This is a genomic window from Imperialibacter roseus (assembly GCF_032999765.1).
Lineage (GTDB): Bacteria > Bacteroidota > Bacteroidia > Cytophagales > Cyclobacteriaceae > Imperialibacter > Imperialibacter roseus.
This window is the reverse complement of sequence record NZ_CP136051.1, coordinates 6,334,588-6,358,443: the sequence shown is the minus strand read 5'-3', so window position 1 is coordinate 6,358,443 and position 23,856 is coordinate 6,334,588. Positions and strand designations below refer to the sequence as shown.

At 44.6% G+C, this 23,856-nt stretch carries 24 protein-coding genes; 10 read left to right on the top strand and 14 right to left on the bottom strand.

All coding sequences use genetic code 11. The annotated features are described in order from the left end of the window. Positions 1-131: 131 nt before the first annotated feature. The 7 genes from RT717_RS26740 to RT717_RS26710 all read right to left on the bottom strand — a co-directional run bounded on the left by RT717_RS26740 (position 132) and on the right by RT717_RS26710 (position 5,042). Positions 132-1,262 (bottom strand): pseudouridine synthase, encoded by a 1,131-nt coding sequence (locus tag RT717_RS26740; protein WP_317489383.1) that lies wholly within the window; start codon positions 1,260-1,262, stop codon positions 132-134. A gap of 27 nt (positions 1,263-1,289) precedes the next feature. Beyond that, on the bottom strand, positions 1,290-1,856 hold the full coding sequence (scpB, locus tag RT717_RS26735) for an SMC-Scp complex subunit ScpB (RefSeq protein WP_317489382.1): 567 nt from the start codon (positions 1,854-1,856) through the stop codon (positions 1,290-1,292). Positions 1,857-1,877: 21 nt separating this feature from the next. Further along, complete coding sequence (locus tag RT717_RS26730; protein WP_317489381.1) at positions 1,878-2,267, bottom strand: TraR/DksA family transcriptional regulator; 390 nt, start codon at positions 2,265-2,267, stop codon at positions 1,878-1,880. Between the two features lie 110 nt (positions 2,268-2,377). Beyond that, on the bottom strand, positions 2,378-2,674 hold the full coding sequence (gene hpf, locus RT717_RS26725; protein ID WP_151996202.1) for a ribosome hibernation-promoting factor, HPF/YfiA family: 297 nt from the start codon (positions 2,672-2,674) through the stop codon (positions 2,378-2,380). A 26-nt stretch (positions 2,675-2,700) separates the two neighbouring features. Further along, on the bottom strand, positions 2,701-3,579 hold the full coding sequence (locus tag RT717_RS26720) for a tyrosine-type recombinase/integrase (RefSeq protein ID WP_317489380.1): 879 nt from the start codon (positions 3,577-3,579) through the stop codon (positions 2,701-2,703). 48 nt (positions 3,580-3,627) lie between these two features. Beyond that, positions 3,628-3,822 carry a 30S ribosomal protein S21 gene (gene rpsU / locus RT717_RS26715; RefSeq protein ID WP_151996200.1) on the bottom strand — a complete coding sequence of 65 codons (195 nt, stop codon included), beginning with the start codon at positions 3,820-3,822 and terminating at the stop codon, positions 3,628-3,630. 56 nt (positions 3,823-3,878) lie between these two features. Beyond that, positions 3,879-5,042: an acyl-CoA dehydrogenase family protein gene (locus RT717_RS26710; protein WP_317489379.1), complete on the bottom strand. Its 1,164-nt coding sequence runs from the start codon at positions 5,040-5,042 to the stop codon at positions 3,879-3,881. A 196-nt stretch (positions 5,043-5,238) separates the two neighbouring features. Here RT717_RS26710 and RT717_RS26705 point away from each other — a divergent pair, with 196 nt between their 5' ends. The 3 genes from RT717_RS26705 to rfbB are packed head-to-tail and all read left to right on the top strand — an operon-like array spanning position 5,239 to position 8,625. Beyond that, complete coding sequence (locus RT717_RS26705) at positions 5,239-6,555, top strand: UDP-glucose dehydrogenase family protein (RefSeq protein WP_317489378.1); 1,317 nt, start codon at positions 5,239-5,241, stop codon at positions 6,553-6,555. Further along, positions 6,545-7,576, top strand: a complete 1,032-nt coding sequence (gene galE, locus RT717_RS26700; protein WP_317489377.1) for a UDP-glucose 4-epimerase GalE — start codon at positions 6,545-6,547, stop codon at positions 7,574-7,576. Before RT717_RS26705 ends, galE begins: the two co-directional genes overlap by 11 nt. Then, positions 7,573-8,625, top strand: a complete 1,053-nt coding sequence (gene rfbB, locus RT717_RS26695; RefSeq protein ID WP_317489376.1) for a dTDP-glucose 4,6-dehydratase — start codon at positions 7,573-7,575, stop codon at positions 8,623-8,625. The genes galE and rfbB overlap by 4 nt, the downstream gene beginning before the upstream one ends. Before the next feature lie 17 nt (positions 8,626-8,642). Here the strand turns inward: rfbB and cysS are convergent, their stop codons facing one another. Beyond that, the gene (cysS, locus tag RT717_RS26690; protein WP_317489375.1) at positions 8,643-10,133 is read right to left on the bottom strand and encodes a cysteine--tRNA ligase; all 1,491 of its coding nucleotides are present in this window, start codon (positions 10,131-10,133) and stop codon (positions 8,643-8,645) included. 213 nt (positions 10,134-10,346) lie between these two features. On the opposite strand from cysS, the gene RT717_RS26685 reads away from it, so the two are divergent. From RT717_RS26685 to infB, 3 genes are read left to right on the top strand one after another with little or no spacing between them, the layout of a single operon-like run. Then, positions 10,347-10,796, top strand: coding sequence for a ribosome maturation factor RimP (locus RT717_RS26685; RefSeq protein WP_317489374.1), 450 nt, complete (start codon positions 10,347-10,349; stop codon positions 10,794-10,796). Between the two features lie 10 nt (positions 10,797-10,806). Next, the gene (nusA, locus tag RT717_RS26680; protein WP_317489373.1) at positions 10,807-12,048 is read left to right on the top strand and encodes a transcription termination factor NusA; all 1,242 of its coding nucleotides are present in this window, start codon (positions 10,807-10,809) and stop codon (positions 12,046-12,048) included. A 38-nt stretch (positions 12,049-12,086) separates the two neighbouring features. Beyond that, on the top strand, positions 12,087-14,909 hold the full coding sequence (infB, locus tag RT717_RS26675; protein WP_317489372.1) for a translation initiation factor IF-2: 2,823 nt from the start codon (positions 12,087-12,089) through the stop codon (positions 14,907-14,909). 223 nt (positions 14,910-15,132) lie between these two features. Here infB and RT717_RS26670 read toward each other — a convergent pair whose 3' ends face one another. Continuing rightward, on the bottom strand, positions 15,133-16,023 hold the full coding sequence (locus RT717_RS26670) for a sugar phosphate nucleotidyltransferase (protein ID WP_317489371.1): 891 nt from the start codon (positions 16,021-16,023) through the stop codon (positions 15,133-15,135). 87 nt (positions 16,024-16,110) lie between these two features. Between RT717_RS26670 and RT717_RS26665 the strand changes: the two genes are divergently transcribed. After that, positions 16,111-17,919 carry a sodium:solute symporter family protein gene (locus RT717_RS26665; RefSeq protein ID WP_317489370.1) on the top strand — a complete coding sequence of 603 codons (1,809 nt, stop codon included), beginning with the start codon at positions 16,111-16,113 and terminating at the stop codon, positions 17,917-17,919. A gap of 7 nt (positions 17,920-17,926) precedes the next feature. Continuing rightward, positions 17,927-18,664 (top strand): DJ-1/PfpI family protein, encoded by a 738-nt coding sequence (locus tag RT717_RS26660; protein ID WP_317489369.1) that lies wholly within the window; start codon positions 17,927-17,929, stop codon positions 18,662-18,664. A 20-nt stretch (positions 18,665-18,684) separates the two neighbouring features. Here the strand turns inward: RT717_RS26660 and RT717_RS26655 are convergent, their stop codons facing one another. From RT717_RS26655 to RT717_RS26645, 3 genes are all read right to left on the bottom strand, one after another. Then, the gene (locus RT717_RS26655) at positions 18,685-19,731 is read right to left on the bottom strand and encodes a hypothetical protein (RefSeq protein ID WP_317489368.1); all 1,047 of its coding nucleotides are present in this window, start codon (positions 19,729-19,731) and stop codon (positions 18,685-18,687) included. A gap of 101 nt (positions 19,732-19,832) precedes the next feature. Then, positions 19,833-21,290: a M20/M25/M40 family metallo-hydrolase gene (locus RT717_RS26650; RefSeq protein ID WP_317489367.1), complete on the bottom strand. Its 1,458-nt coding sequence runs from the start codon at positions 21,288-21,290 to the stop codon at positions 19,833-19,835. Between the two features lie 122 nt (positions 21,291-21,412). After that, positions 21,413-21,541 carry a hypothetical protein gene (locus RT717_RS26645; RefSeq protein WP_317489366.1) on the bottom strand — a complete coding sequence of 43 codons (129 nt, stop codon included), beginning with the start codon at positions 21,539-21,541 and terminating at the stop codon, positions 21,413-21,415. Positions 21,542-21,724: 183 nt separating this feature from the next. On the opposite strand from RT717_RS26645, the gene RT717_RS26640 reads away from it, so the two are divergent. Next, entirely contained in the window at positions 21,725-21,880 is a 156-nt protein-coding gene (locus RT717_RS26640) for a hypothetical protein (RefSeq protein ID WP_317489365.1), read from the top strand. 389 nt (positions 21,881-22,269) lie between these two features. Here the strand turns inward: RT717_RS26640 and RT717_RS26635 are convergent, their stop codons facing one another. Both RT717_RS26635 and RT717_RS28590 read right to left on the bottom strand, forming a co-directional pair. Then, entirely contained in the window at positions 22,270-23,223 is a 954-nt protein-coding gene (locus RT717_RS26635; protein ID WP_317489364.1) for an IS1595 family transposase, read from the bottom strand. Between the two features lie 39 nt (positions 23,224-23,262). Further along, entirely contained in the window at positions 23,263-23,394 is a 132-nt protein-coding gene (locus RT717_RS28590; protein ID WP_394854142.1) for a ribbon-helix-helix domain-containing protein, read from the bottom strand. A gap of 96 nt (positions 23,395-23,490) precedes the next feature. Between RT717_RS28590 and RT717_RS26630 the strand changes: the two genes are divergently transcribed. Then, on the top strand, positions 23,491-23,685 hold the full coding sequence (locus RT717_RS26630) for a hypothetical protein (RefSeq protein ID WP_317489363.1): 195 nt from the start codon (positions 23,491-23,493) through the stop codon (positions 23,683-23,685). Positions 23,686-23,856 lie beyond the last annotated feature (171 nt).

Genomic DNA, 23,856 nt, shown 5'->3' with positions numbered 1-23,856 from the left:
CATACTAATTAATTGACCGAAAACATCCCAGTCAACAACAATTCGAAAAGACTCATGGACGTTGCCAGAGCACCAGAATGGCTCCCATGCAACAGCAAAAATGAAGAGGTTCTCAAGCCTGTACGGCTGAATTAGGTGAAGTTCTTCAGCATATTAATTTCGGACTTCGTAAGCATTCGCCAGGTGCCCCTGGTAAGGTCTTTTTTGGTAAGCCCTCCATACATCACTCTGTCGAGCTTCACCACGTCGTAGCCCAGGTACTCAAAAATACGTCTGACGATCCTGTTTCTACCGACATGGATCTCGATGCCAATTCCTATCGAGTCTGGCGACACGATTTGAATGTCGTCTGGCTGAACGGGGCCATCCTGCAGCTCCAGTCCGGCCTTTATTTTAGCCAGATCCTCAGGCTTCAAGGGTTTATTTAGCTCAACATAGTAAATCTTCTTTACCATGTGAGACGGGTGACTCAGTTTTTTAGCCAGTTCACCATCGTTGGTAAAAAGCAACAGCCCACTTGTGTTCCTGTCGAGCCTGCCAACGGGATAGATCCGCTCTTCACAGGCATTGGCCACCAGTTTCATCACAGTCTTCCTGTTCTGCGGATCAGTAACAGTAGTTATAAAATCCCTGGGCTTGTTCAACAGCAGGTAAACCAGCTTCTCAGCCTTCATCACCCTTCCATCAAACTTCACAACGTCCTTTGGCCCCACCTTAAGCCCAAGCTCGGTCACCACCTTACCATTGATGGTTACTTTGCCTTCTTCAATCAGCTTATCAGCCTCCCGGCGTGAAGCGATGCCAGCGTTAGCGAGGTATTTATTCAAGCGCACAGGCTCATTGGGAGACACTGGCTTCTCATCGTATTTATGCTTAAAAGGCTTCCCTGCCGCCCCGCCTTTTCTCGGGACTTTTGGTGCACTTTTACCTTTTGGCTTACTGGCAAAACGGGAAGTCCTTTCGAATGCTCCTTCCGTAGCGTTGTCAGGTGAGCTTCTTTTCACACGACCAGTCGGCTTTTCACCAAAGCTCCCTGCCGACCTCTTTGGACGGCTGGTGCCCTCTGAAGAACCTCGCCTATTCCGGCCTTCCGACGGCTGACTTGAGCCATCAGCAGAGCCTGTAGCAGGCCCCTTGCGCCTGGCAGAAGGCCCTGATCTTTTAGGGCCATCGCTTCTCTTGCCTGGCTCGCTGCGTTTGCCCGTACCAAAAGACGGCTTATCGTCGGAGAATTTCTTTCCTCCTTTAAATGGTTTCTTCATAAGTGGAATGTAATAAAAAAAGAGGGGTTATTCTTCCGATTTGGTCTCCCCAATCTCATTTTCTTCTTTGAGAAAGTCTTTGGGGGTCGGCATTTCTTTCAAATCGTTAATGCCAAAATAGTCCATAAATTTGCTGCTAGTGCCGTATAAGAGCGGCCTGCCCACACCTTCTGACTTGCCCTTGATTTCAACAAGCTCCTTTTCCAGCAGCTTTTGTACGGCGTAGTCGCAATTGACGCCACGAATTTGCTCGATCTCGGATTTGGTCATTGGCTGCTTGTAGGCAATAATCGACAAAGTCTCGAGAGAGGAAGTGGACAACCGTCGTTTGGATTGCTGCTTCAGCAAAATGCCAATGCTGGCCTGGTAGGCTGGTTTGGTGAGAAACTGATAGCCTCCTCCGGACTTTACAGGTTCAAAGGCAAAGGTTTCCGCACTATATTTTTCTTTTAGCTTTTCAATCGCAAGGGAGATGTCATCTCCAGGCACTTCAGTGCCGAACATTTCTTCGAGTGTGCTCTTCAAGTCTTCATCCCTTACTGGCTTGGGTGAGCAAAAGATGAGTGCTTCAATATGATTGACAAGATAATCCAACTGCTATAAACCCCTGCGACTTTAGTTTCGTGACTGCTTCAATTTAGCTTCAATAGAATGCATGGTGTGGGGAACAGCTTTTAAACGTTCCTTAGAGATCAGCTTTCCAGTATCAACGCAAATGCCATAGGTGCCATTTTTTATCCTTACCATGGCATTTTCGAGTTGAACCATAAATTTTTGCTGCCTTGATGCCAGCTGGCTCAGGTTTTCTTTTTCCATCATGTCGGCCCCGTCTTCCAGCACCTTTATGTTTCCTGAGGTATTATCCGTGCCTTCATCGTTGCTTCGGCTAAGCGACTCCTTGATGTATTTAAGCTCACTTCGTGCCTTATCGAGCTTTTGAGAGATTATTTCCTCAAATTCTTTAAGCTCTTCGTCTGAGTATCTGGTTCTTTCGTCTTGGCTCATAGCATTTCAAATTTTACCTACCCTGGCGCCCCAAAGGTTTTCAAAAATAAGGCAAATGTATGTTTTCATACCTGAAAAAGAAAGGCCCGCTACTAAACGGGCCTTTCTTTTTAAGCTACTTTTTGCTTTTCCTTAAATTTTTTCAGTTGCCTTCGCAAGGCTTCCACTGCCAGATCGGTTGCAGCTTCAAAAGATTTAGACTGCTCTTTGGCAAACAATTGTGAGCCAGGAATATTCAGCTTTATTTCAACTACTTTGTTTTCTACATCATTCTTCTCGAGACGCATAAATACTTCACCATCTATAATCCTGTCATAAAAGGTATTTAGCTTATCGGTTTTCTTTTGAATGAAGTCCAACAATTTAATGTCGGCGTCGAAGTGGATTGAATGCATCTGCAGTTTCATAATACTAAAATTTAAGGGTACAACAATTAAGCCTTTGGATGGGCTTGTTTATAAACAGACTTCAGCTTATCAAGTGTATTGTGTGTGTACACCTGAGTAGCCGCTAAATTGGCATGTCCAAGTAAATCTTTTACGGCGTTAAGATCAGCTCCTTTATTGAGCAAGTGGGTGGCGAAGGTGTGTCTAAGTACGTGCGGGCTTTTCTTTTCCGAGCTAGTAACCATATTCAAATACGCTTTTACCGTCCTGTAAATCATCATAGGATAGGCCTTACCTCCCTCATCAGTTACTATCAAAAAGTTAGAGAAATTTTCAGACAAATGCTCCTTCTTAAGGAGAATATATTTTCTAACTTCTTCAACAAGCGGGGCCGGAATAGGGATCACCCTTTCTTTGTTTCGCTTGCCTAATACCTTAACGTGCCCCTGATAGAAATTGATGTCCTCATCCTTTAAATTAATTAGTTCGGAAAGGCGTATGCCTGTGCCATACAAAAAATCGAGAATGAGTTTATCTCTGACACCAACAAATCCCTCCGGAAAAGGAATCTGGTCAAGCAGTGTAGTCATTTCGCTCTCCCTCACGAAGGAGGGCAGCATTTTGGGAGTTTTAAGCGGCTTAAGCTTGTCGGCTGGGCTTTTTTCGATCTCCTCCCTACGCAGAAGAAACTTGTAGTATGACTTGAGGGAGGCAATTTTCCTGTTAACTGACTTGCTTTCCAAGCCCTGTTCAACAAGGTGGATGAGCCAAGTTCTCAATGCCTGATAGTTGGCATCCTTTAACCCGTAGGAAAATTCACTGCTTAGAAATGACTCAGCCTGAGTTAGATCACTCTTGTATGAGGTAAGGGTATGGGGGCTAAGCCTCTTTTCGAATTGGAGGTATTTGAGAAAAGAATCAATCATAAGTTAGTGAAATCACCTTATTCACTAACTTATGAAATATATCCGCTATTATAAATTTTCCTGACCCATCATTTGCTGACGGTAGGCGGCTTTGATTTTTTCTTCTCTGTTTTTTACAGAAGGCTTAACAAAGAAAGTGCGGCTGCGAAGCTCCTTAAGAACGCCTGTTCTCTCGAATTTCTTCTTGAATCTCTTAAGTGCCTTGTCGATTGACTCGTTTTCCTTAATGTTTACTACGATCATTTCGTTAATTAATTATGGGCTGCAAAGATAAAGTTTTTAATTCCAAAAACTCAAATTTATTTCAATAGTTCTCTTGAGATCACCACCTTTTGAATTTCAGAGGTTCCCTCACCAATAGTGCAAAGCTTGGCGTCCCGATAAAATTTCTCGACCGGGTAGTCCTTGGTGAAACCATAGCCTCCGAAAATCTGCACTGCGTTGTTGGCCACCGAAACGGCCACTTCAGAAGCGTAGTATTTCGCCATTGCAGATTCCTTTGTCACTTTTCCCTTCCTGTTTTTTATAGCGCCTGCCTGATAGGTGAGCAGTTTGGCTGCTTCCAACTGGGTAGCCATTTCGGCAAGCATAAAGGAAATTCCCTGAAAGGAAGAAATAGGCTTATTGAATTGATGTCTTTCCTGAGAGTAGACCAAAGCAGCCTGCAAAGCGCCTTCAGCAATACCGCAACTTAACGCAGCTATTGATATCCGGCCTCCATCCAAAACTTTTAATGATTGTATAAAGCCGTCGCCAACTTCTCCCAGAAGGTTTTTCTCCGGAATTCTACAGTCCTGAAAAATCATTTCAGCTGTTTCAGATGCCCTCATGCCCAGCTTATCTTCCTTTCTTCCTCCGGCAAAGCCCGGGGTACCTCTCTCGACTATAAAAGCCGACATGCCATGAGAATCGCCCGTTTTGCCAGTTCTTGCAATTAAAACAGCTATGTCGCCAGAAATACCGTGGGTAATAAAGTTTTTGGCTCCGTTGATCACCCATTCATTCCCATCTTTCACCGCTGTAGTTTTCATATTGGCTGCGTCCGAGCCAGTATTAGGTTCGGTAAGTCCCCAGGCTCCTATCCATTCTCCTGAAGCTAGCTTTGGTAGCCACTTCTTTTTTTGCTCGTCATTTCCGAATTGAAGGAGGTGACCCGTGCAGAGAGAATTGTGAGCGGCCAGCGAAAGCCCTATGGAAGGATCCACTTTCGATATTTCTATAACGGCGGTGATGTACTCAAGATAGCCAAATCCCGACCCTCCCAGTTCGTGAGGCACCATCACTCCCATGAGGCCAAGCTCACCCATTTTGTGAAAAAGCTCTTTAGGAAAATGCTGGGACTCATCCCACTTTTTAATGTTTGGGGAAATTTCCACCCTGGCAAAATCACGCACCATCTCCTCAATCATCCTTTGGTTTTCCAACTCAACTTCTTCGTTTCGTTCTTTTGTCAATGTATCCATGTTGCTTATTTGGGCTGTATAAAATAAAAACGCAATTATCCATCGTTAGTTTAAACCGACAACCAGCAACCTGCCGTTGCTGGTCTTAATGTCAAGTTTAATTAACTCCAAAAAACATTCATTTACCGAAAGAATTGGTGTAATTATTTTGCAGATTGATAGATTTGTAGCAGACTAATAAGAAAACCCGAACAATATGAAAATTGCTGTAGTTGGAACTGGCTATGTTGGACTTGTAACAGGCACCTGCTTCGCCGAAACCGGAAACCACGTAACGTGTGTTGACATCGACGAAAAGAAGGTTGAAAAACTTAAGAATCAGATCATGCCTATTTATGAGCCCGGTTTGGACGTTCTCTTTGAAAGGAATATTAAGCAGGGCAGACTCGATTTCACTACCAACCTTAAGGAAGGGATTAAGGATGCAAAAATTATTTTTCTGGCACTGCCCACACCTCCCGGTGAAGATGGCTCTGCCGACCTTAAATATATATTGAAGGTGGCCAGCGACCTTGGCCCTATTCTTAGCGAGTACACGGTAATTGTTGATAAGAGTACTGTTCCGGTCGGCACTGCCGACAAGGTACATGCACAGATAGCAAAAAATGCGAAAGTGCCATTTGATGTGGTGTCAAATCCTGAGTTTCTCAGGGAAGGTGTCGCAGTAGATGATTTCATGAAGCCAGACAGAGTGGTGATTGGCACAAGCTCGGACAAAGCGAGAAAAGTGATGGATCAGCTTTATGCGCCATTCGTACGTCAAGGCAACCCGGTTATTTTTATGGATGAGAAATCGGCAGAGCTCACGAAGTATGCAGCCAATTCATTCCTCGCCACCAAAATCACATTCATGAATGAGATTGCCAACATGTGTGAACTATTGGGTGCAGATGTTGACATGGTTAGAAAAGGAATTGGTACGGATACCAGGATCGGAAAAAGATTCCTTTTTGCCGGCATTGGATACGGTGGAAGCTGTTTTCCAAAGGACGTGCAGGCATTGGCCAAGTCGGCGCAGGAAGTTAAATATGACTTTAAGCTTCTAACCTCGGTAATGGATGTGAACCAAGAGCAGAAAACCAAGCTGATCCATCGTGCCAAAGCATTTTACAATGGGAGCCTAAAGGGCAAGACTTTCGGAATCTGGGGTCTGGCATTTAAGCCATATACAGACGACATTAGAGAAGCGCCAGCCTTAGAGAACATTAAAGAGCTGCTTGCACTTGGTGCCAAAGTGAAGGTATACGATCCGGAAGCCATGGAAAACGTGAAAGAGCTTTTCGGCAACACCATAGAATTCTGTAGCGACGAGTATGCTGCAGTTGATGGTGCTGATGCACTGTTTATTATGACGGAATGGCCTGTTTTCAGAACGCCTGAGTTTGACAAGCTTCAGTCTCTGCTCAGGTCTAAAGTAATTTTTGACGGCAGAAACTTGTACGACACACAAGCGATGGAAGACCTTGGGTTTACGTACTTCAGCATCGGTAGAAAAGACGTTGATGGCAAATAATCAAATTCTCGTCACAGGCGGGCTTGGTTATATTGGCTCCCATACGGTTGTGGAGTTGATCAATGCCGGTTTCGAGCCGATCATTATCGACAACCTGTCTAATTCCGACGTCAAGGTATTAGATGCTATCGAGAAGATCACCGGCAAGAAGTGCATATTTCACCAGGTTGAAATGTGCAACTACGCTGAGCTGGAATCAATTTTTATAAAATACCCTGAAATGAAGGCAGCTATCCATTTTGCTGCCTTCCTTTTGGTCAACGAATCTGTCGACAATCCGCTTAAGTATTATGAGAACAACTTGTTGTCGACCATCAATCTTCTAAGGTGCCAGTCAAAGTTTGGAACTAAAGGATTAATTTTCTCTTCGTCCTGTACCGTGTACGGAAATCCGGAAGTGTTGCCTGTCGCTGAAAACGCACCCATTCAAGAGGCTGTTTCTCCCTATGGCAACACCAAGAAAATGTGTGAGGACATCATCAGAGACACGACTATTGCTTCCGACGTAAAGGCGATAGCTTTGAGATACTTCAACCCCATTGGCGCACACCCTACATCGCTGATTGGCGAGGTTCAGCATGGAATGCCACATCATTTGGTGCCTTTCATTACGGAAACGGCGCACGGGAAAAGGGAGTTTCTCAGAGTTTTTGGTGACGACTACAACACAGTTGACGGATCCTGTGTCAGGGACTATATCCATGTAATGGATGTGGCTAAAGCGCACGTAAATGCGGTGCAGCGATTTGCACATGGAGCCATGGAGTCTTCATACGAAGTATACAATCTGGGCATGGGAGTGGGTATGTCGGTGATACAAATGATTCAGGCATTCGAAAGAGCAACAGGTATTAACATCCCTTATAAAATTGTTGACCGAAGGGGGGGCGATGTCGAAGCAGTTTACGCAGATACGTCTCTCGCCAACAAAAAATTGAATTGGAAAACTCAATTCGGCATTGAAGAGGCTTTAAAATCAGCCTGGGACTGGGAAATAGCACAGGCAAAACTGAAACAATGAAAAAAATATTAATTACCGGAGGAGCTGGCTTTATTGGCTCGCATGTGGTGAGGCTGTTTGTTAATAAATATCCTGATTATAAGATTTTCAATCTTGACAATCTTACGTACGCCGGCAATCTGGAAAACTTAAGAGATATTGAAGATCGTCCGAACTATACTTTTGTGAAAGGGGATATCACAGACGAGAAATTTATTTTTGACCTCTTCAAAAAAGAACAGTTTGACGGCGTACTGCACCTTGCCGCTGAGTCTCATGTAGACAGGTCTATCTCCAACCCAATGGCGTTTATCAAAACGAACGTGATTGGCACAGTTACCTTGCTAAATGCCGCAAAGGACATTTGGAAAGATTCATTCGAAGGGAAGAGATTCTACCACATTTCTACCGATGAAGTGTATGGCTCACTTGGGGATGAAGGCTTCTTCACAGAAACCACTTCCTATGACCCGCAATCACCCTATTCAGCCTCTAAGGCAAGCTCAGACCATTTTGTGCGGGCTTATGCCAACACTTATGGGCTCCCTGTGGTGGTTACAAACTGTTCTAACAACTACGGGCCCTATCATTTTCCAGAGAAGCTCATTCCGCTTTGCATTCATAACATCAAAAACAGCAAACCTTTACCGGTTTATGGAAAGGGTGAAAATATCAGGGACTGGCTGTATGTGGTGGATCATGCAAGAGCCATAGACACTGTGTTCCACAAGGGTAAAATTGGCGAAACCTACAACATTGGTGGGTTCAATGAATGGACCAACATTGATGTGGTGAAACTTCTTTGCAAAATCATGGACAAAAAGCTTGGCAGGGCCGAAGGGACTTCTGAAAAGCTCATTACCTACGTAAAAGATCGTGCCGGTCACGACATGAGGTATGCTATTGACGCCAACAAGATCATGAAAGAGCTAGGCTGGGAGCCTTCGTTGCAGTTTGAAGAAGGGCTCGAAAAAACAGTCGAATGGTACCTGGCCAATGACGCCTGGTTGAGCAATGTTACTTCAGGCGACTATATGAAGTACTATAGCGATCAGTACGAGAAAAGATAAACCAAAATTGATTGGGCTTATTCTTCGTAAGCCCAATCAATTCCCTGCTTCATATCTTTTAAGGTAATTCCCTCATTCTTGAGCAAACTTCTTATTTCATCTACTTTTTCATAGTTTTTAGCTTCCTTCGCCTCTTTATAAAGCGTAAGCAAAATACCGATGAGGTTCTTAGGTTCTACCGCCAGTTCTTCTTTTAGTCCAAGGATTTCCTCCACAAAACTGAGATAAGTCGATTTCAGCTTATCGAAGCCCTCTTGTCCGATTTCCCCATACTTAAGCCCGCCTGTTTGCAGCGAGTTGATCTTTTTCAAAAGATTGAACAGGTGCCCAATAGTAAGCGCAGTATTGAAGTCGTCGTTCATTGCCCTGTAGCAATTATCTGCCAAACCATTTATCTGATCGACAGCCTGCTGACTCAAGGCCACCCCTTCTTCCGGAACGAACTTCATTTCCTTAATCAGCTTCAGTCCATTCATCAGCTTCTTGTAGCCTTTGTTAGCAGCAGATAAGGCTTCGTTAGAAAAATCGAGCGTGCTGGCATAGTGGCTTTGCAGCATGAAGAAACGCACCGTCATTGGGCTGTAAGGCCTATCCAGCAGTTCGTGTGTGCCAGTGATTAGCTCTGAGGGCAGAAAGGAATTACCCAGCGACTTACTCATCTTCTGGCCATTCACTGTCAGCATGTTGGTATGCAACCAGTACTTCACAGGCTCTTTACCGGACGCACCCACCGATTGAGCTATTTCACATTCATGGTGGGGGAACTTCAGATCCATACCACCGCCGTGTATATCGAATGACTCTCCAAGGTATTTGGTGCTCATCACTGAGCACTCCAGGTGCCAGCCCGGAAACCCTACTCCCCAGGGAGAATTCCAGCGCATGATATGTTCGGTAGAGGCATTCTTCCAGATAGCAAAATCCAACGGGTTTCTCTTTTCATCCTGCCCATCGAGCGCCCGGGTGTTAGCAATCAAATCGTCGACCACCCTGCCCGACAACTTCCCGTACTGATACTTCTCGTTGAATTTGCCAATATCAAAATAGACCGAGCCCTTCGATTCGTAAGCATAGCCCTGCTCGATAATCGTTTTGATCATCTCGATTTGTTCGAGAATATGGCCAGTTGCTGTCGGTTCTATGCTGGGAGGCAAAGCGTTGAAAATATCCATCACCTGATGGAACCCATTGGTGTATTTTTGCACCACCTCCATGGGCTCCAGATTCATGAGCTTTGCCCGTTTTCCTATTTTATCCTCTCCGTCGTCAGTATCGCCCGTCAAGTGCCCTACATCTGTAATATTTCTGACGTAGCGAACCTTGTATCCCAGATGCAAAAGGTATCTGTAAATAATGTCGAAACTGATAAACGTACGAACATTACCCAAATGCACATCATTGTAAACCGTAGGCCCACATACATACATGCCCACATAGGGCGCATTGATGGGCACGAACTCTTCCTTTTGCTTAGTTAAAGAATTGAATAATCTTAGTTTCGGGATCATGCGGCAAATTTAACAATTGTAAGCAGAAGGCAACATTCTTTATTTAAGGAGTCCTCCGCTCAACATATTTGCATTCAAACGATCACAAGAACACTTTGTTTGGGAGAAGTTTGAGAAGGCTCCTTTGTTAACAAGAAAAATTAATATAAATTTGCGGCTGGATTAAGAAAAAAGGGGACGAGCGTCCCCTTTCTTTATATAGTTTGGTTTGGTATGGCTGAAGAATCGATTATAAAAGATTGGCTTGATGAAATGATAGACAGTAGCCTGTTTGTGGTCGAAGTATCCCTAACCGGCCCAAAGAGCTACCAAAAGCTAAGAGTATTTCTCGATGGAGACAGTGGAATTACCATCGAGCAGTGTGCGAAGATTAGCCGGAAACTAGCTGCCAAACTAGATGAAGAAGACTTGATCAAAGATGCGTATCAGTTGGAGGTATCTTCCGCAGGAATTGACCAGCCGTTAAAACTGCTAAGGCAGTACTACAAGAACATGGGCAGGTCGGTAAAGGTGTTTAAGACCGACGGAAAGGAAGAAAAGGGCAAGTTGATAGCTGTGAGTGAACAAGAGATTCAAATAGAAGTAAAAAATAAAAAAGTCACCGAAATGAGCACAATACTATTTCAGGACATTCATCATACAAAAGTTTTAGTCACCTTTTAGGCAGTTTACTATGGATAGCGTATTTCTTATAGAATCCTTTGCGGATTTTGCAAAGAGAAAAAACATTGACCGCCCAACAATGATCCGTATCCTGGAGGATGTATTCAGGACTATGATCAGGAAGAGATTTGAAACTGATGAAAACTTTGACATCATTATCAATGCGGACAAAGGAGACCTTGAGATTTGGCGATTCAGAGAAATCGTAGACGATAACTCGGAAGACATTTGGGACCACGATAAAGTAAGCCTTACAGAAGCGAGAAAAATAGAGCCTGACTTTGAGATTGGAGAAGAAGTAGCAGAAGAAGTTAAGCTTGAAGACTTTGGTAGAAGAGCAGTACAAATGGCTCGCCAAACGCTTATTCAGAAAATCAAAGACCTTGAAAAGGACATTCTTTTCCAGAAATATAAGGAACTCGTTGGCGAGATTATTCTTGGTGAAGTTTACCAGGTGCTTGGAAGGGAGATATTACTGGTTGACGCTGAAGGGAATGAGTTGATACTGCCAAAATTTGAGCAGATCCCTAAGGATCGCTTTAAGAAGGGGGAAAATGTACGTGCGATTGTTCATAGAGTGGAAATGGTCAATGGAAACCCAAAGATTATTCTTTCCCGAACTTCGACGGTTTTCCTTGAAAGACTTTTCGAAAGTGAAGTGCCAGAGGTGTATGATGGCTTGATCACCATTAAAAAGGTGGTTCGTGAGCCTGGCGAAAGAGCCAAGGTAGCTGTGGAGTCTTACGACGACAGGATTGATCCGGTTGGCGCCTGCGTAGGTATGAAAGGCTCAAGGATTCACAGCATCGTGAGAGAGCTTGAAAATGAAAATATAGACGTTATCAACTATACTGAAAACACTGAGCTGTATATATCCAGGGCATTGAGTCCTGCCAAAATATCCAGCATGAAGGTGGAGCCCGAAAATGGAAGAGTGTCAGTGTACCTCAAACCTGATCAGGTATCGTTGGCGATCGGAAAAGGCGGACAGAATATCAAGCTGGCCAGCCGCTTGGTGGATCTTGAAATCGATGTGTTCCGTGAGCTTGAAGGCCACGAAGTAGAGGACGTATCTTTGGATGAATTTTCAGATGAAATTGAAGGCTGGGTAATTGACGAGCTCAAGAAAATCGGCCTCGACACTGCCCGTAGCGTTCTTAATTTGACAAAGGAAGAACTCATCCGAAGGACCGATTTGGAGGAGGAAACAGTACAAGATGTGCTCTCTATCCTCCGTCAGGAATTTGAATAATAATTTTAATAACACGCTTTAAAGAGTCATATTTGCGTATGAGTGAAGACAGAATGTGGAGACTAAGCCAGGTCGCCAGAAAGTTGAATGTTGGTACAAATACTGTCATTCAGGCTCTGGAGAAGAAGGGCTTTTCAATCGATAGCAGCCCGAATGCCAAGCTCACTCAGGAGCAGTACGATATTTTGGCAAGAGAATTTGCTACTTCTGCCCACGAGAAAGAAGAAGCTTCCGGCATTACTATTGGTAAGAAGCATTCTGACAATGTGGTTATCAATACGAACTCTCCACAGGAGAGCGGATCGTCTGATGAAGAAGAAGAAATCTTAATAAAGAACCTTTCCAGCAAAGAGCAGCCTAAGGAAGAAGCTGCTGAAGAAGTGGAGGAGCCAACAACTCAAACCCCGAAACTTCAGGGAATTAAAGTAGTTGGTAAAATCGACCTTGAGCCCAAAAAAGCTCCAAAAAAGGAAGAGGAACCAGCCCCTAAAGCTGCTACTCCAGAGCCTCCTAAGGAGGAAAAGAAAGTAGTAGAGGAAGCACCTAAAGCAGAGGCCAAAGTGGAAACACCTGAGCCTCCCGCCGAAGTGGCTGAAGCGCCCAAAGCTCCAAAAGAGGAGCTCAAAGAGGCTCCTGAAAAAGTAGCCGAGGAGCCGCCAGTGCTGGCCAAACCTGAGCCAATTATCAAAAAAGAAGATCGGGTAATTGAGGCTAAGGCCGACGCCCTTAAGGGCCTGACTGTTCTTGGAAAGATTGAACTGCCCGAGGCAAAGAAAAAGCAACCTGTTGCCAGCTCTGACGATAGAGACAAGAAGAAAAAGAAGCGTCCACGCAAGCGCATAGTTGTTGAAGGAAAAGAAGGTGGTGACAATTCGAGATTCAAAAAACCAGAGCCAGGCAAGCCCGCTACGGCACCTGCTAAGGGGCGGTTTGAGAAAAAAGAAGAGGTTTCTGACAAAGAAATACAGGATAAAATAAAAGCTACACTCGCCCGCTTGAGTAAGGGCAGTAAGCCAGGCCAGGGAGCCAACAGGTCAAAGTACAGAAGAGACAAGAGATCGGCCAAAGCTGAGGCGGAAGAAGAGAAGATGCTCCAGCAGCAGGAAGACTCTAAGACGCTTAAGGTTACAGAGTTTATCTCTGCCAATGACCTTGCCTCTTTGATGGGGGTTTCTGTTAACGACGTAATTTCTGCTTGTTTGAGCATGGGAATCTTCGTTTCCATTAACCAGCGTCTCGATGCAGAAACTATTACCGTGATAGCAGATGAATTCGGTTTTGATATTGAATTCTCAACTTCCGAAGAAGAGTCAGAGGCTATTAATACTGAGGACGATATTGAGGACGATGAGCCCAGAGCTCCTATCGTCACCATCATGGGCCACGTTGACCACGGTAAAACTTCCCTCCTCGATTATATCAGGAAGACTAAAGTTACAGCCGGTGAGGCTGGTGGCATTACGCAGCACATTGGCGCATATGACGTGGAGACATCGGGTGGCAACAAAATTGCCTTCCTTGACACACCTGGTCACGAGGCATTTACCGCCATGCGTGCAAGAGGTGCAGCACTTACCGATATAGCGATTATTGTGGTGGCAGCGGACGACAACGTGATGCCTCAAACCAAGGAAGCGATCAACCACGCAAAAGTGGCTGGTGTTCCAATAGTAATCGCTATCAACAAAGTTGACAAGGCAAACGCCAACCCCAACAAAATCAAAGAAGAGCTATCTCAAATCAACATTCTTGTGGAGGATTGGGGTGGAAAATACCAATGCCAGGAGATTTCAGCGAAAACAGGACAGGGCATCGACGATCTGCTTGAAAAAGTACTTCTGGAAGCTGAGATTCTTGAGCTGAAAGCTAAGGCTTCTAAAAAGGCCGTAGGAAGTGTTATCGAAGCTTCTCTTGACAAAGGCCGGGGTTACGTAGCTACAGTGATGGTACAAAACGGAACCCTGAATATTGGTGACGTGGTATTGGCTGGCTCTCACTTCGGTAAAGTGAAAGCGATGTTCGACCACAGAGGCACCAGGCTGAAACAAGCGGGACCTTCCACACCAGTGCTTTTGCTGGGGCTTGATGGTGCGCCTCAGGCGGGCGAAAAGCTGAACGTAATGGAAAGTGACCGTGAGGCACGTGACATTGCCTACAAGCGTCAGCAAATCCAACGTGAGCAGAACCTTCGGACTAAGAAGCACATTACGCTTGACGAAATTGGGCGTCGTTTGGCCATTGGTTCATTTAGAGAGCTCAACGTGATTGTGAAAGGTGATGTGGACGGCTCTATTGAGGCACTAGCCGACTCACTGCTTAAGCTTTCGACACCGGAGGTTCAAGTCAACATCATACATAAGGCAGTAGGCCAGATTTCAGAATCAGACGTCTTGCTAGCCTCCGCTTCCGATGCGATCATTGTTGGCTTCCAGGTGAGACCTTCTTCAAGTGCACGCCGCTTGGCCGAACAGGAAGAAATCGAGATCAGACTTTACTCGATCATCTACGACGCTATCAATGAGATCAAAGATGCCATGGAAGGCATGCTTGCGCCGGAGTTCCAGGAGGTTATTACTGGTAACGTGGAGATTCGTGAGGTGTTTAAAATCTCGAAAGTTGGTACAGTAGCTGGTTGTATGGTGACTGATGGTTTCATTAAGAGAAACAATCAGATCAGAATAATACGTGACGGTATTGTGGTTTATACTGGCGAAATACAGCAGCTCCGCAGATTCAAAGACGACGTGGCCGAAGTAAAACAAGGTTACGAATGCGGTATAAGCATCAAAAACTTCAATAACCTAGAAGAAGGGGATATCATTGAAGGCTTTGAGCAACGTGAAGTAAAACGCTCTCTTTAAGAGAGGTCATACATAAAACTAAATCCGGCCAATTGGCCGGATTTTTTTGTTTCTGGAACCATGAAGCTACTCCAGGCAGCACTACTCTTTTTATTCATTGTGACGTCAGCAGGCCTTTACCGCCCCTGGTGGGTGCTGTGGTGGATACCCCGCCAAAACAGAAAAAAGGTACTCCTGATTTATGGAATACCTTTTCTTCTGATGCTTTTTGTTTATGCTTTTTTCAGCTGAGCCCGGAGGGATACTCTCCGCTACTGACCAGCTGATGCAATTTTTTCATTACCATATCTTTCTCCTGGCTATAGGTTACACCCATCCAATCGTTGCCATCAGGCAGCACATCAACAATGGCATTCTTCTTCTGCATCAGGTTTGTAACTGCTGATGGTATGTAAAATTCAGCCTTTAGCTCATTTCTATTGGCTTGATAGAATTCCTCCCAAATACCCACAAGTTCAGGAAACAAAGCTGGAGTGAAACCCCAAAAATTCATTGAAACAAAACCTTTGGGATCTAAAATTTCCGGATTGTTTTCATTTTCCTCATTGACAATATTTGCACCCGACTGAAGTATTTTGGTTTTCTCTACGACCGAGATCAATTTACCATCAGCATCCACATTGCAAATACCTCTTGCTACCGATCCGGCATCTGAGAGTGTCTCCATCAAAGGATAGCCCACCATACTAAAATGAAGAGAAGTTGGGTCAACCGACTGAAGGAATTTTCCCATTGCCAAATAAGCCTTTCTCCCGTAAAAATCGTCAGCATTGATAATAGCGAACGGCTCTTTTACCACGTCTTTCGTCGCAAGTACAGCCTGGCCAGTTCCCCACGGCTTCACCCTTTCAGGGTGCTGCGAAGGGGGTGTCTGAAATACAAACTCAATCTCAATCTTATCACCCCACCACTTATTCAGGTGCTCGTACAAAACGTCCCGCAAATCTTTACGGGTGATAATAACCACCTTCGTAAATCCTGCTTGAATTGAGTCATAAATTCCATAGTCCATCAGCCACTCACCAGAAGGCCCAAAAGAGTCGGCCTGCTTAATTCCTCCGTATCGGCTTCCTATTCCGGCGGCTAGTATTACCAAACTTGTTGATTGCGTCATATTATCTGTAATTCTTTTTTTAATGGGGTCTGTTTCGGCATGCAAATTTTATATTTTACGGGTTCGAAACAAAAACTATACTCCAAAATGGTCTTAAGCACACTCGACTGGGTAATAATAGCGGTTTTTTTTGCTATTGTAGTAGGAATTGGATGGGCTGCCTCGCTCACGGCCGGAAAAAGTACCTCTGAATACTTTCTGGGCGGAAGGGGAATGCCGTGGTGGCTACTAGGTATTTCTATGGTGGCCTGTACTTTTTCGGCTGACACGCCCAACCTTGTCACTGGCATGGTTCGGGAAAATGGGGTAGCCAAAAACTGGGCCTGGTGGGCATTTCTTATCACAGGCATGGTAACCGTTTTTATCTATGCCAGGCTTTGGAGGCGCTCCAATGTCATGACCGACCTGGAGTTTTATGAGTTGCGGTACAGCGGAAAATATGCTTCTTTCCTGCGGGGATTCAGGTCACTGTATTTGGGTATTTTCTTCAACTGCCTGATCATGGGAACGGTTACACTGGCCGCCATTAAGATTGGGCAAATCATGCTCGGCATCGAAAACCCTGTCTACATTGTGGTGGGTGCTTCAATAGGGGTTGTTATTTATGCAACGATTGGTGGCATAAAGGGAGTAATCTGGGCAGACTTTTTTCAGTATTCAATCGCCATGCTTGGCGCAGTGATAGCTGCAGTGGTTGCAGTTAGCGATGAGAGAGTAGGCGGCCTGACCAAGCTACTGGCTCACCCGAATGTGATGCCTAAACTGGATATTTTCCCTAGCTTTGACGACCCAAAGCAGTTCTTGCCGTTACTCATTATACCTATTGCAGTGCAGTGGTGGTCAGTTTGGTACCCTGGTGCAGAGCCTGGTGGCGGTGGCTATATTGCGCAGCGAATGTTGTCAGCCAAGGATGAAAAGAATGCAATAGGTGCTACCTTGCTTTTTAATTTCGCACACTATGCACTCCGCCCGTGGCCATGGATTCTGGTGGCCCTTGCGTCGCTGGTTATCTTCCCCGACCTGGCATCAATAAAAGCTGAATTCCCCGGCATTAGCGATAACTACCTGGGCCACGACATCGCCTATCCAGCCATGCTAACGCTTTTAGGCACTGGATGGAAGGGGCTTGTAGTTGCTTCAATTATTGCGGCCTACATGTCTACCATTGGAACCCATCTCAACTGGGGCTCTTCTTACGTGGTCAACGACTTTTACAAACGATTTGTAAAACCTGATGCAAGTGAAAAGCAGCAAGTTTCAGTAGGCCGCTTCACCACTGTTGGGCTAATGTTCTTTGCAGCAATATTTTCCCTCACAATCCTCAAGAATGCCACTCAGGCCTTTGATATTCTGCTTCTCTCCGGAGCCGGAACGGGCGCCATTTACATACTGAGGTGGTTTTGGTGGAGAATCAACGCCCTTACAGAAATTGTTGCCATGGTAGTTGCCACTGTGCTTGCCTTTTTGTTAGTACTTGTCATTAGTCCTGAAGCACTTGAAAACGCCTACCTGGATGTTTTCTCAACTCGCCTTTTAATCTCCCTATTTGGTGTAAGCGCTGCCTGGATCTCCACAACTCTGCTCACCAAGCCTGAAGATAAGGAGACCCTGAGGAGCTTCTACCTGAGGACTCAACCCGGTGGGCCTGGGTGGAAAAAGGTCGTTGATGACGCCATGAGTGAGGGAATTGTGCTGGATGCATCCAAAGGTGCAAACTGGCAAATGCCACTACAAATAATGATGGTATTTGTCGGTTGTGTGAGTATTTACTGTTCGCTGTTTGGCATTGGAAGCTTTATCTATGGCAATATTGGTCTTGGCTTTGGTCTTTTGGGCATAGCCGCAGCCGGCACGTTTATTCTGTTCAGAAATCTAGGCAAGCTTTCTTTGAAGTAAGCGCCTTATGGATAATAGGAAGATTAATATTGCTGCTATTGTCCTGGCAACAGTGCTCCTGTTTTCTTTGCAAGCATGTCAACAAAACGGGGAATCCGCAGCAGCAGATTCCTCGTTTGCCTCTTCTCACCTGCCGACTGACACACTGAATGTTGGCTTCCTCGCCATCAATGGTGTATACAATTCGGAGCTAATGGCGCCTTTTGACGTGTTTCAACATACTGTATTTCATACAACGCCCGGTATGAAAGCATTCATCGTGTCTCCCACCCATGAGCCCATCAAAACATTTGAAGGAATCAAAATCATACCTGATTTCAGTTTTGAAGATACTCCGTCCATTGATGTACTGGTGGTGCCAAGTGCTGAGAACAACATGGATACCGATTTACAGGATTCCGTTCTGATTGAGTTTGTCAGAGAAAAGGGCACCCAGGCCAAATTTATTATGTCGTTGTGTGATGGCGCATTTCTTTTGGCCAAAGCTAGCCTCCTTGATGAGGTAAAGTGCACCACATTCCCCTCAGACATCGGGAGGTTTAAAGAAACGTTCCCTCACCTCAATGTGCAGGAGGGTTACAGCTTTGTGCATGACGGAAAAGCCATTACTTCCTCAGGCGGCGCCAAATCATACGATCCTGCCATGTACCTGGTGGAATATCTGTATGGTGAAAAGGTGGCCAGAGGCATAGGGGGCGGCTTAGTGATCGACTGGAAGCTGGAAGAAGTAAAGCATTTGAGATAGGTGGCCCATCCGGCCATCAACTAATCTTGAACCTCGAAACGTTTGCTGAACGTCTCGGTGCGTCTGGACTTGAAGTCATAAATTCTGACTTCAAAAAAATAATGCCCCCTGTCTATGAGCTCTTGAAAGTCGTACTGAAGGCCTCCAAGTTTATAATCTTTAACAAATTTATTAACCAGGGTTCGTTTAGTAACGGCATCAGTGATGGTTATTTGCAGATTAGTGTTTTTCCTAACATCAAAAGGGAAAAATGCTGTCGTGTTCTCCCTTGCTGGCGTTGGTTCGGTTAGTCCAGCCTGGTGATGTAGATACAACCTGTGCTCGTTGTTGGCGTCAACGAGATAAACTTCATAAGAATACTTACCAAATTCCGTCAGGGTGTCTTTCAACAGGTATTCAGACCCCACGCCACCACGGCTATTGAAAGCCAGTGGCAATTGCCAACGTTTATTGTCAGTCTTACTTGTTCTTATAACGGAAAAATGGCTCACCTCCGATGTGTCGGGCTGATATTCCCAGTGCAACTCGATCATTTTCTCATTGACCTCCAATATTCCTTCTGCCAAAGGGTCTTCGATCAGCACCGGAAGCCCATTGGCTTTGTCCGACACCTCGATTGTAAAATCGCAGAAGTCTCCCAGGTATCCATCTATGATCATAAAGTACCTGACATTAGGCTCAGGGCTATTTACTTTAAAATAAAAATCGTCGGCGGTGGCAGGTGAGTTGCAGGAGATAATCTCGTAGGTCTCCGTTTGGCAAAGTTCACCTTTGAAAACGACGAGCTGTACGCCCCTACCATCCTTGCAGCGCTCGTGCCGCACATTGATGTAAAATGAACTGCCATCAGCAGGTATATAGGAAAACCACTGATCGTTGTGGTACTGTATGCATTGGCCGGTAAGCTTTTCGTCAATGCAGGCTCTCTCCACAGTATTGTTGTCGGTAGAAGAGCGTGTAGGCTTATTAAGAACTAGTTGGCTAACGCCAGTTGACAGGTCATTGGAAGTTTGAGCTTTGGCCCAAAGAGTGATCAAAAACAGAAGTAATGTGAAAAGCTCCCTCATTATGTGACTTTTGGCCTTAAAGCAAGATACGCACCACTTACTCCACTGGGAAATAAAAAAGGGGCAGCCGCCCCTTTTTTACTATATATGTGTGTTTCCTATCAATCGTCAGCTGACCATCTCCAGTCACCCTGAATCCTCAGTTTAAGCTTCAAGCCCTGATCTTCCAGCAACTTGCGGGTGCTTTCGTCATCCAGCTTAGCCGCTGGCAGTTCCTGAGCCCTATCCAGTTCATAAAGCATCATGCTACAAAAGCGAACATTGTTGACCAGGTGCTCTTCATTCACAAGATCGATATCATCGCAGTCGGCATGGTAGCAGTCGTACACCGAACGATCCAGGTTACTTACCGGGCCAAAGAACGGCACGCCCTCGAGCATAAACGACTGATGGTCGCTATGAAGACCGGCCCTATTCGCAAATTTGTTGGTAAAGGTGCTGTCTACTGCCTTTATCCTGTCGCCAGCGTCAACAAAAAACTTTTCGGCCTCCAGCCTACCGCCTGCATTAAATCCAATGGCGTTAGATGATGCGTCCAGATTGAAAACATATTTCAGATTCTCAATTTCACCTGATTCTTTCAGCGTGTTCACATAGTGCTTTGAACCCAGCAGCCCTTCTTCTTCCCCCATCCACATCACAAACTTGAGTGTTCTGCGTGGCTTGATGTCCAGTGCTTTAAAGGTGCGGGCAATATCGATAACGGAAAAAGAACCGATGCCATTGTCGATAGCACCCGTTGCCAAATCCCACGAGTCGAGGTGGCCGCCGGTAAGAATAACTTCGCTGGCCTTGTCTGTTCCAGGGATAGTCGCTACCACATTTCTTGCTTTGATCACTTCGCTGAAGTTTGTCATTTCAAGCTTAGCCTTCACCGCTCCGGCAGCCAGCTTGTCTTTTAATGCAAGGCCATCTTCATATCCAATGCACACCGCAGGAATTGGAATAAGGCTTCCGGTAACCGAGGCAGTTCCGGTCAATAATACCCCACCTTCTACCTGGTTAAAGAAAATAATTCCGGCAGCACCATTGTCGATAGCCAGTTTTGTTTTTTCAGACCTATGCAAGTTTTTAGAAGGATCGACTGTCTCGGGCAAAATGCTTATGTAAACAAATACAATCTTCCCCTCCACAGCGCCTGGATTAGCCTCATAGTCTTCCTCTATCCCGTTACCCATGTCAATAATTTCGCCTTCAAGGTCGACACTTACAGGTGAGTGGGCCAGGCTGACAGAGCTTACCTCTTCCCAATCGGATCCACTGCTAAACTGCGTTTTTACTTCTCCACGGCTCCACGACTCAACCTCGAAGGGATCATATTCAACGTCGATGCCATACGACTTGAAGAGGTTGTAGGTGTATTCCTCGGCCTTAGCGCCATTCTCAGACCCGGTGAGTCTGTGTCCTACCGTTGCCATGCAATCTGCAAGCGTGGGGTACACTTTTGAGTTAGCCAGCGTCTCTTTGTTGATCTCCTCCAGCATGTTCACTGGCGGCTTTTGTTCACAGCCAGCTATAGCAAGCGTAGCAGCAAATAAAACAGTCAAATGTCTTTTCATCGATTGAAATTTAGGTTAGTCCTGCGATTTACTAACAAAAAGGGTAACTATATACAAGTCAGACCATTAAAAAGGTGAGTTTTTCTGTGTGTAAATTTTACACACTTCTGTCGGGGTAGGAGTTAGGCCTTTTTCTGGCCTTTTTTTGTGCCTTTCTCTTTATCGTTGGGTTTGCCCTTGAAGGCAGCTTTTAGCACTTCATCCAGCGTGCCATTGATTTTAAGAGGCTTTTCTTTCTTCTGCTTACTCATAATCTTATCGAATATCTACACATTGAATAAGAGGCTGTTTTCTATCAGTATTTTCAATTTCTGTTTGTAATTTTTATCAACAAGGAAAATTATCAGCATCTTTATTAAAAAAATAGTAATAAAATAGCTTGCGTGATGGCTGGCAATTTCAGACCTTAGTATTGTCTAGTTAAAAAATTTATCATGAAACTAATTACAATGTTTGGTTACAAGAAAATTACCAAAAAACAGTCTGGCTATCAAGAAACAGAGGTGAGTATTTCACTATCTGGCTTGATCCGTATACCAAGGAAAAAGCGACCCTTTTGGGAGTCGCTTATTTCTTCAGGAGGTATTTAGAGAAATGTCTAGTTAAACTAAATCATGAACGTTCGGTTCACCTCCTGTGAGATTATAAAGGTACAAAATAGATAGCATCGGCGCTATTAATATTGACCTTTTTTCAGGATGTGGGGGTTTTGGAATAGCATTTTATTACCCTCAAATCTTTTTTTATGGCGATATTTGAACAAGAAACAAAAACGGGGACAAATGCCCCCGCCTAAGATACTTTCATGAAGGTAGTTGTTAGCTGATGGCCTGCCATTATATACAGGCTGCAAGTTTATATCAGGGATAGATTCATAACCTATTCAACCTGAACAAACCGACCAGCGAAACAACTGGTACAAGTCCCGCTGCAACGGGCCAAAAAGGGGATTACTCCCCTTTTTGCATTTACAAAGGTATCAATTCTTCTTGATAAGATCAGTGTACCTAAGCCTTTTCCCTTCAACCCTGGACACAGCATCATTAAACCTGTCAGTTTCGCCTAAGTTTCTGGTATTGTACCGAAATGAATACTCACTACAATAACTATCAAGGTGTTGAGGGGAAACGAAGTGATAAATTCCGATAATACCCCGCTTAAGGTGACTCCAAAAACCCTCTACCGTGTTAGTGTGAAATTCATCCCTCACATACTCCCGGATATGGTGATCAACCGATTCATGCTTGTAGCCAATCTTAGGTAAGTGAATATACGCTTTGTAGCTATCGGTTACCATAATTGACCCTTGCTTCACGTGCTTTTCAATGACCGGGTAAATGTGCTTCTTTTGGGCAGCAGGTATCACCCGGCATACTACGTTGCCGTCCCGCTGGGCTAAGCCTAAGACAACGGTTTTAGTTTCGGTACTTCTACCTTGTATGATCATATTATCCCGGCGGGCCCGACCACGAACAGACTGGTGTTTGTTTTTCTCCTTACCTCCCACATAGGTTTCATCGACTTCTACCGTCCCCTCCAGCATTTCCGGCGCATTAGATTTCAGCATCTCCCTAATCCTATGCAGGATAAACCAGCTTGTTTTTTGGGTCACATCAATATCCCTTGCAAGCTGACAGCTTGATATTCCTTTCTTATGGCTTGTAGCTATGTAGATAGCCCAGAACCATTTATTAAGGGGGATCTTCGTGTTCTCTAAGATGGTGCCAATTGTGGCGTTATACTTCCTTGTACAGGCTTTACACTTGTATGTCTTTCTATCCTTGAACTTATAGTGTTCATCACTGCCGCAATGAGGGCAAACGGGTTTCCCCTTCCAACGCAAAAGTTCTAGGTATATACGGCACTTCTGATCACTCGAAAAGTATTGAGCGAACTGGTAGAAGTTATCAAATTTGGCTCTATTGAAGTTCATAACTGTATTACATTGTATTACAAAAAGGATAAAAAAAATTTAGGGCTTAATCTCTCCTTTGACTGTCTTGTCTAGGATCAATTGAACTAGGTTGCTAAGGCTCCTGCCTTGCTTCTCAGCGAGTGCCTTTAACTCATTGTATGTCTGTTCTTCAATTCGAACGTTTAGCATTTGCGTTTTCATGGCTCAAATGTAACACAATGTAACACAATGTAATACAATAATGCAAGTATAACTTAACTTTTTATTAGATTGAATTAAAAAAACATGGAACTAACAGAAGAAACGGCAAAGAAGCTTGTAAAGGCCTTAGAAGGCTTTGAACAGTCCGTTAATAAATTTGCTGATACAATGGAAAATGGAGTCGAAATCCCAATCGGCAGATCATCTGATTTAATTTCGAGATTTACCAACGAATTAAAACGGTTTAACGACATTAAGACTGAGGAGAAGCAGGGGTAATTAGCGTTTTACTGTATATTTCCTCCACCTTTTTCAACAGTTCACTTAATGAGACATCTTTAGTGATTTTATCAATCGCTATGTATAGCCTTGTCTCTTTTTTTGTTTCACAAACCGAGTGAGTAACTTCCATATTTGAAAATATTAAATACTAAAATGTACAACAATGTA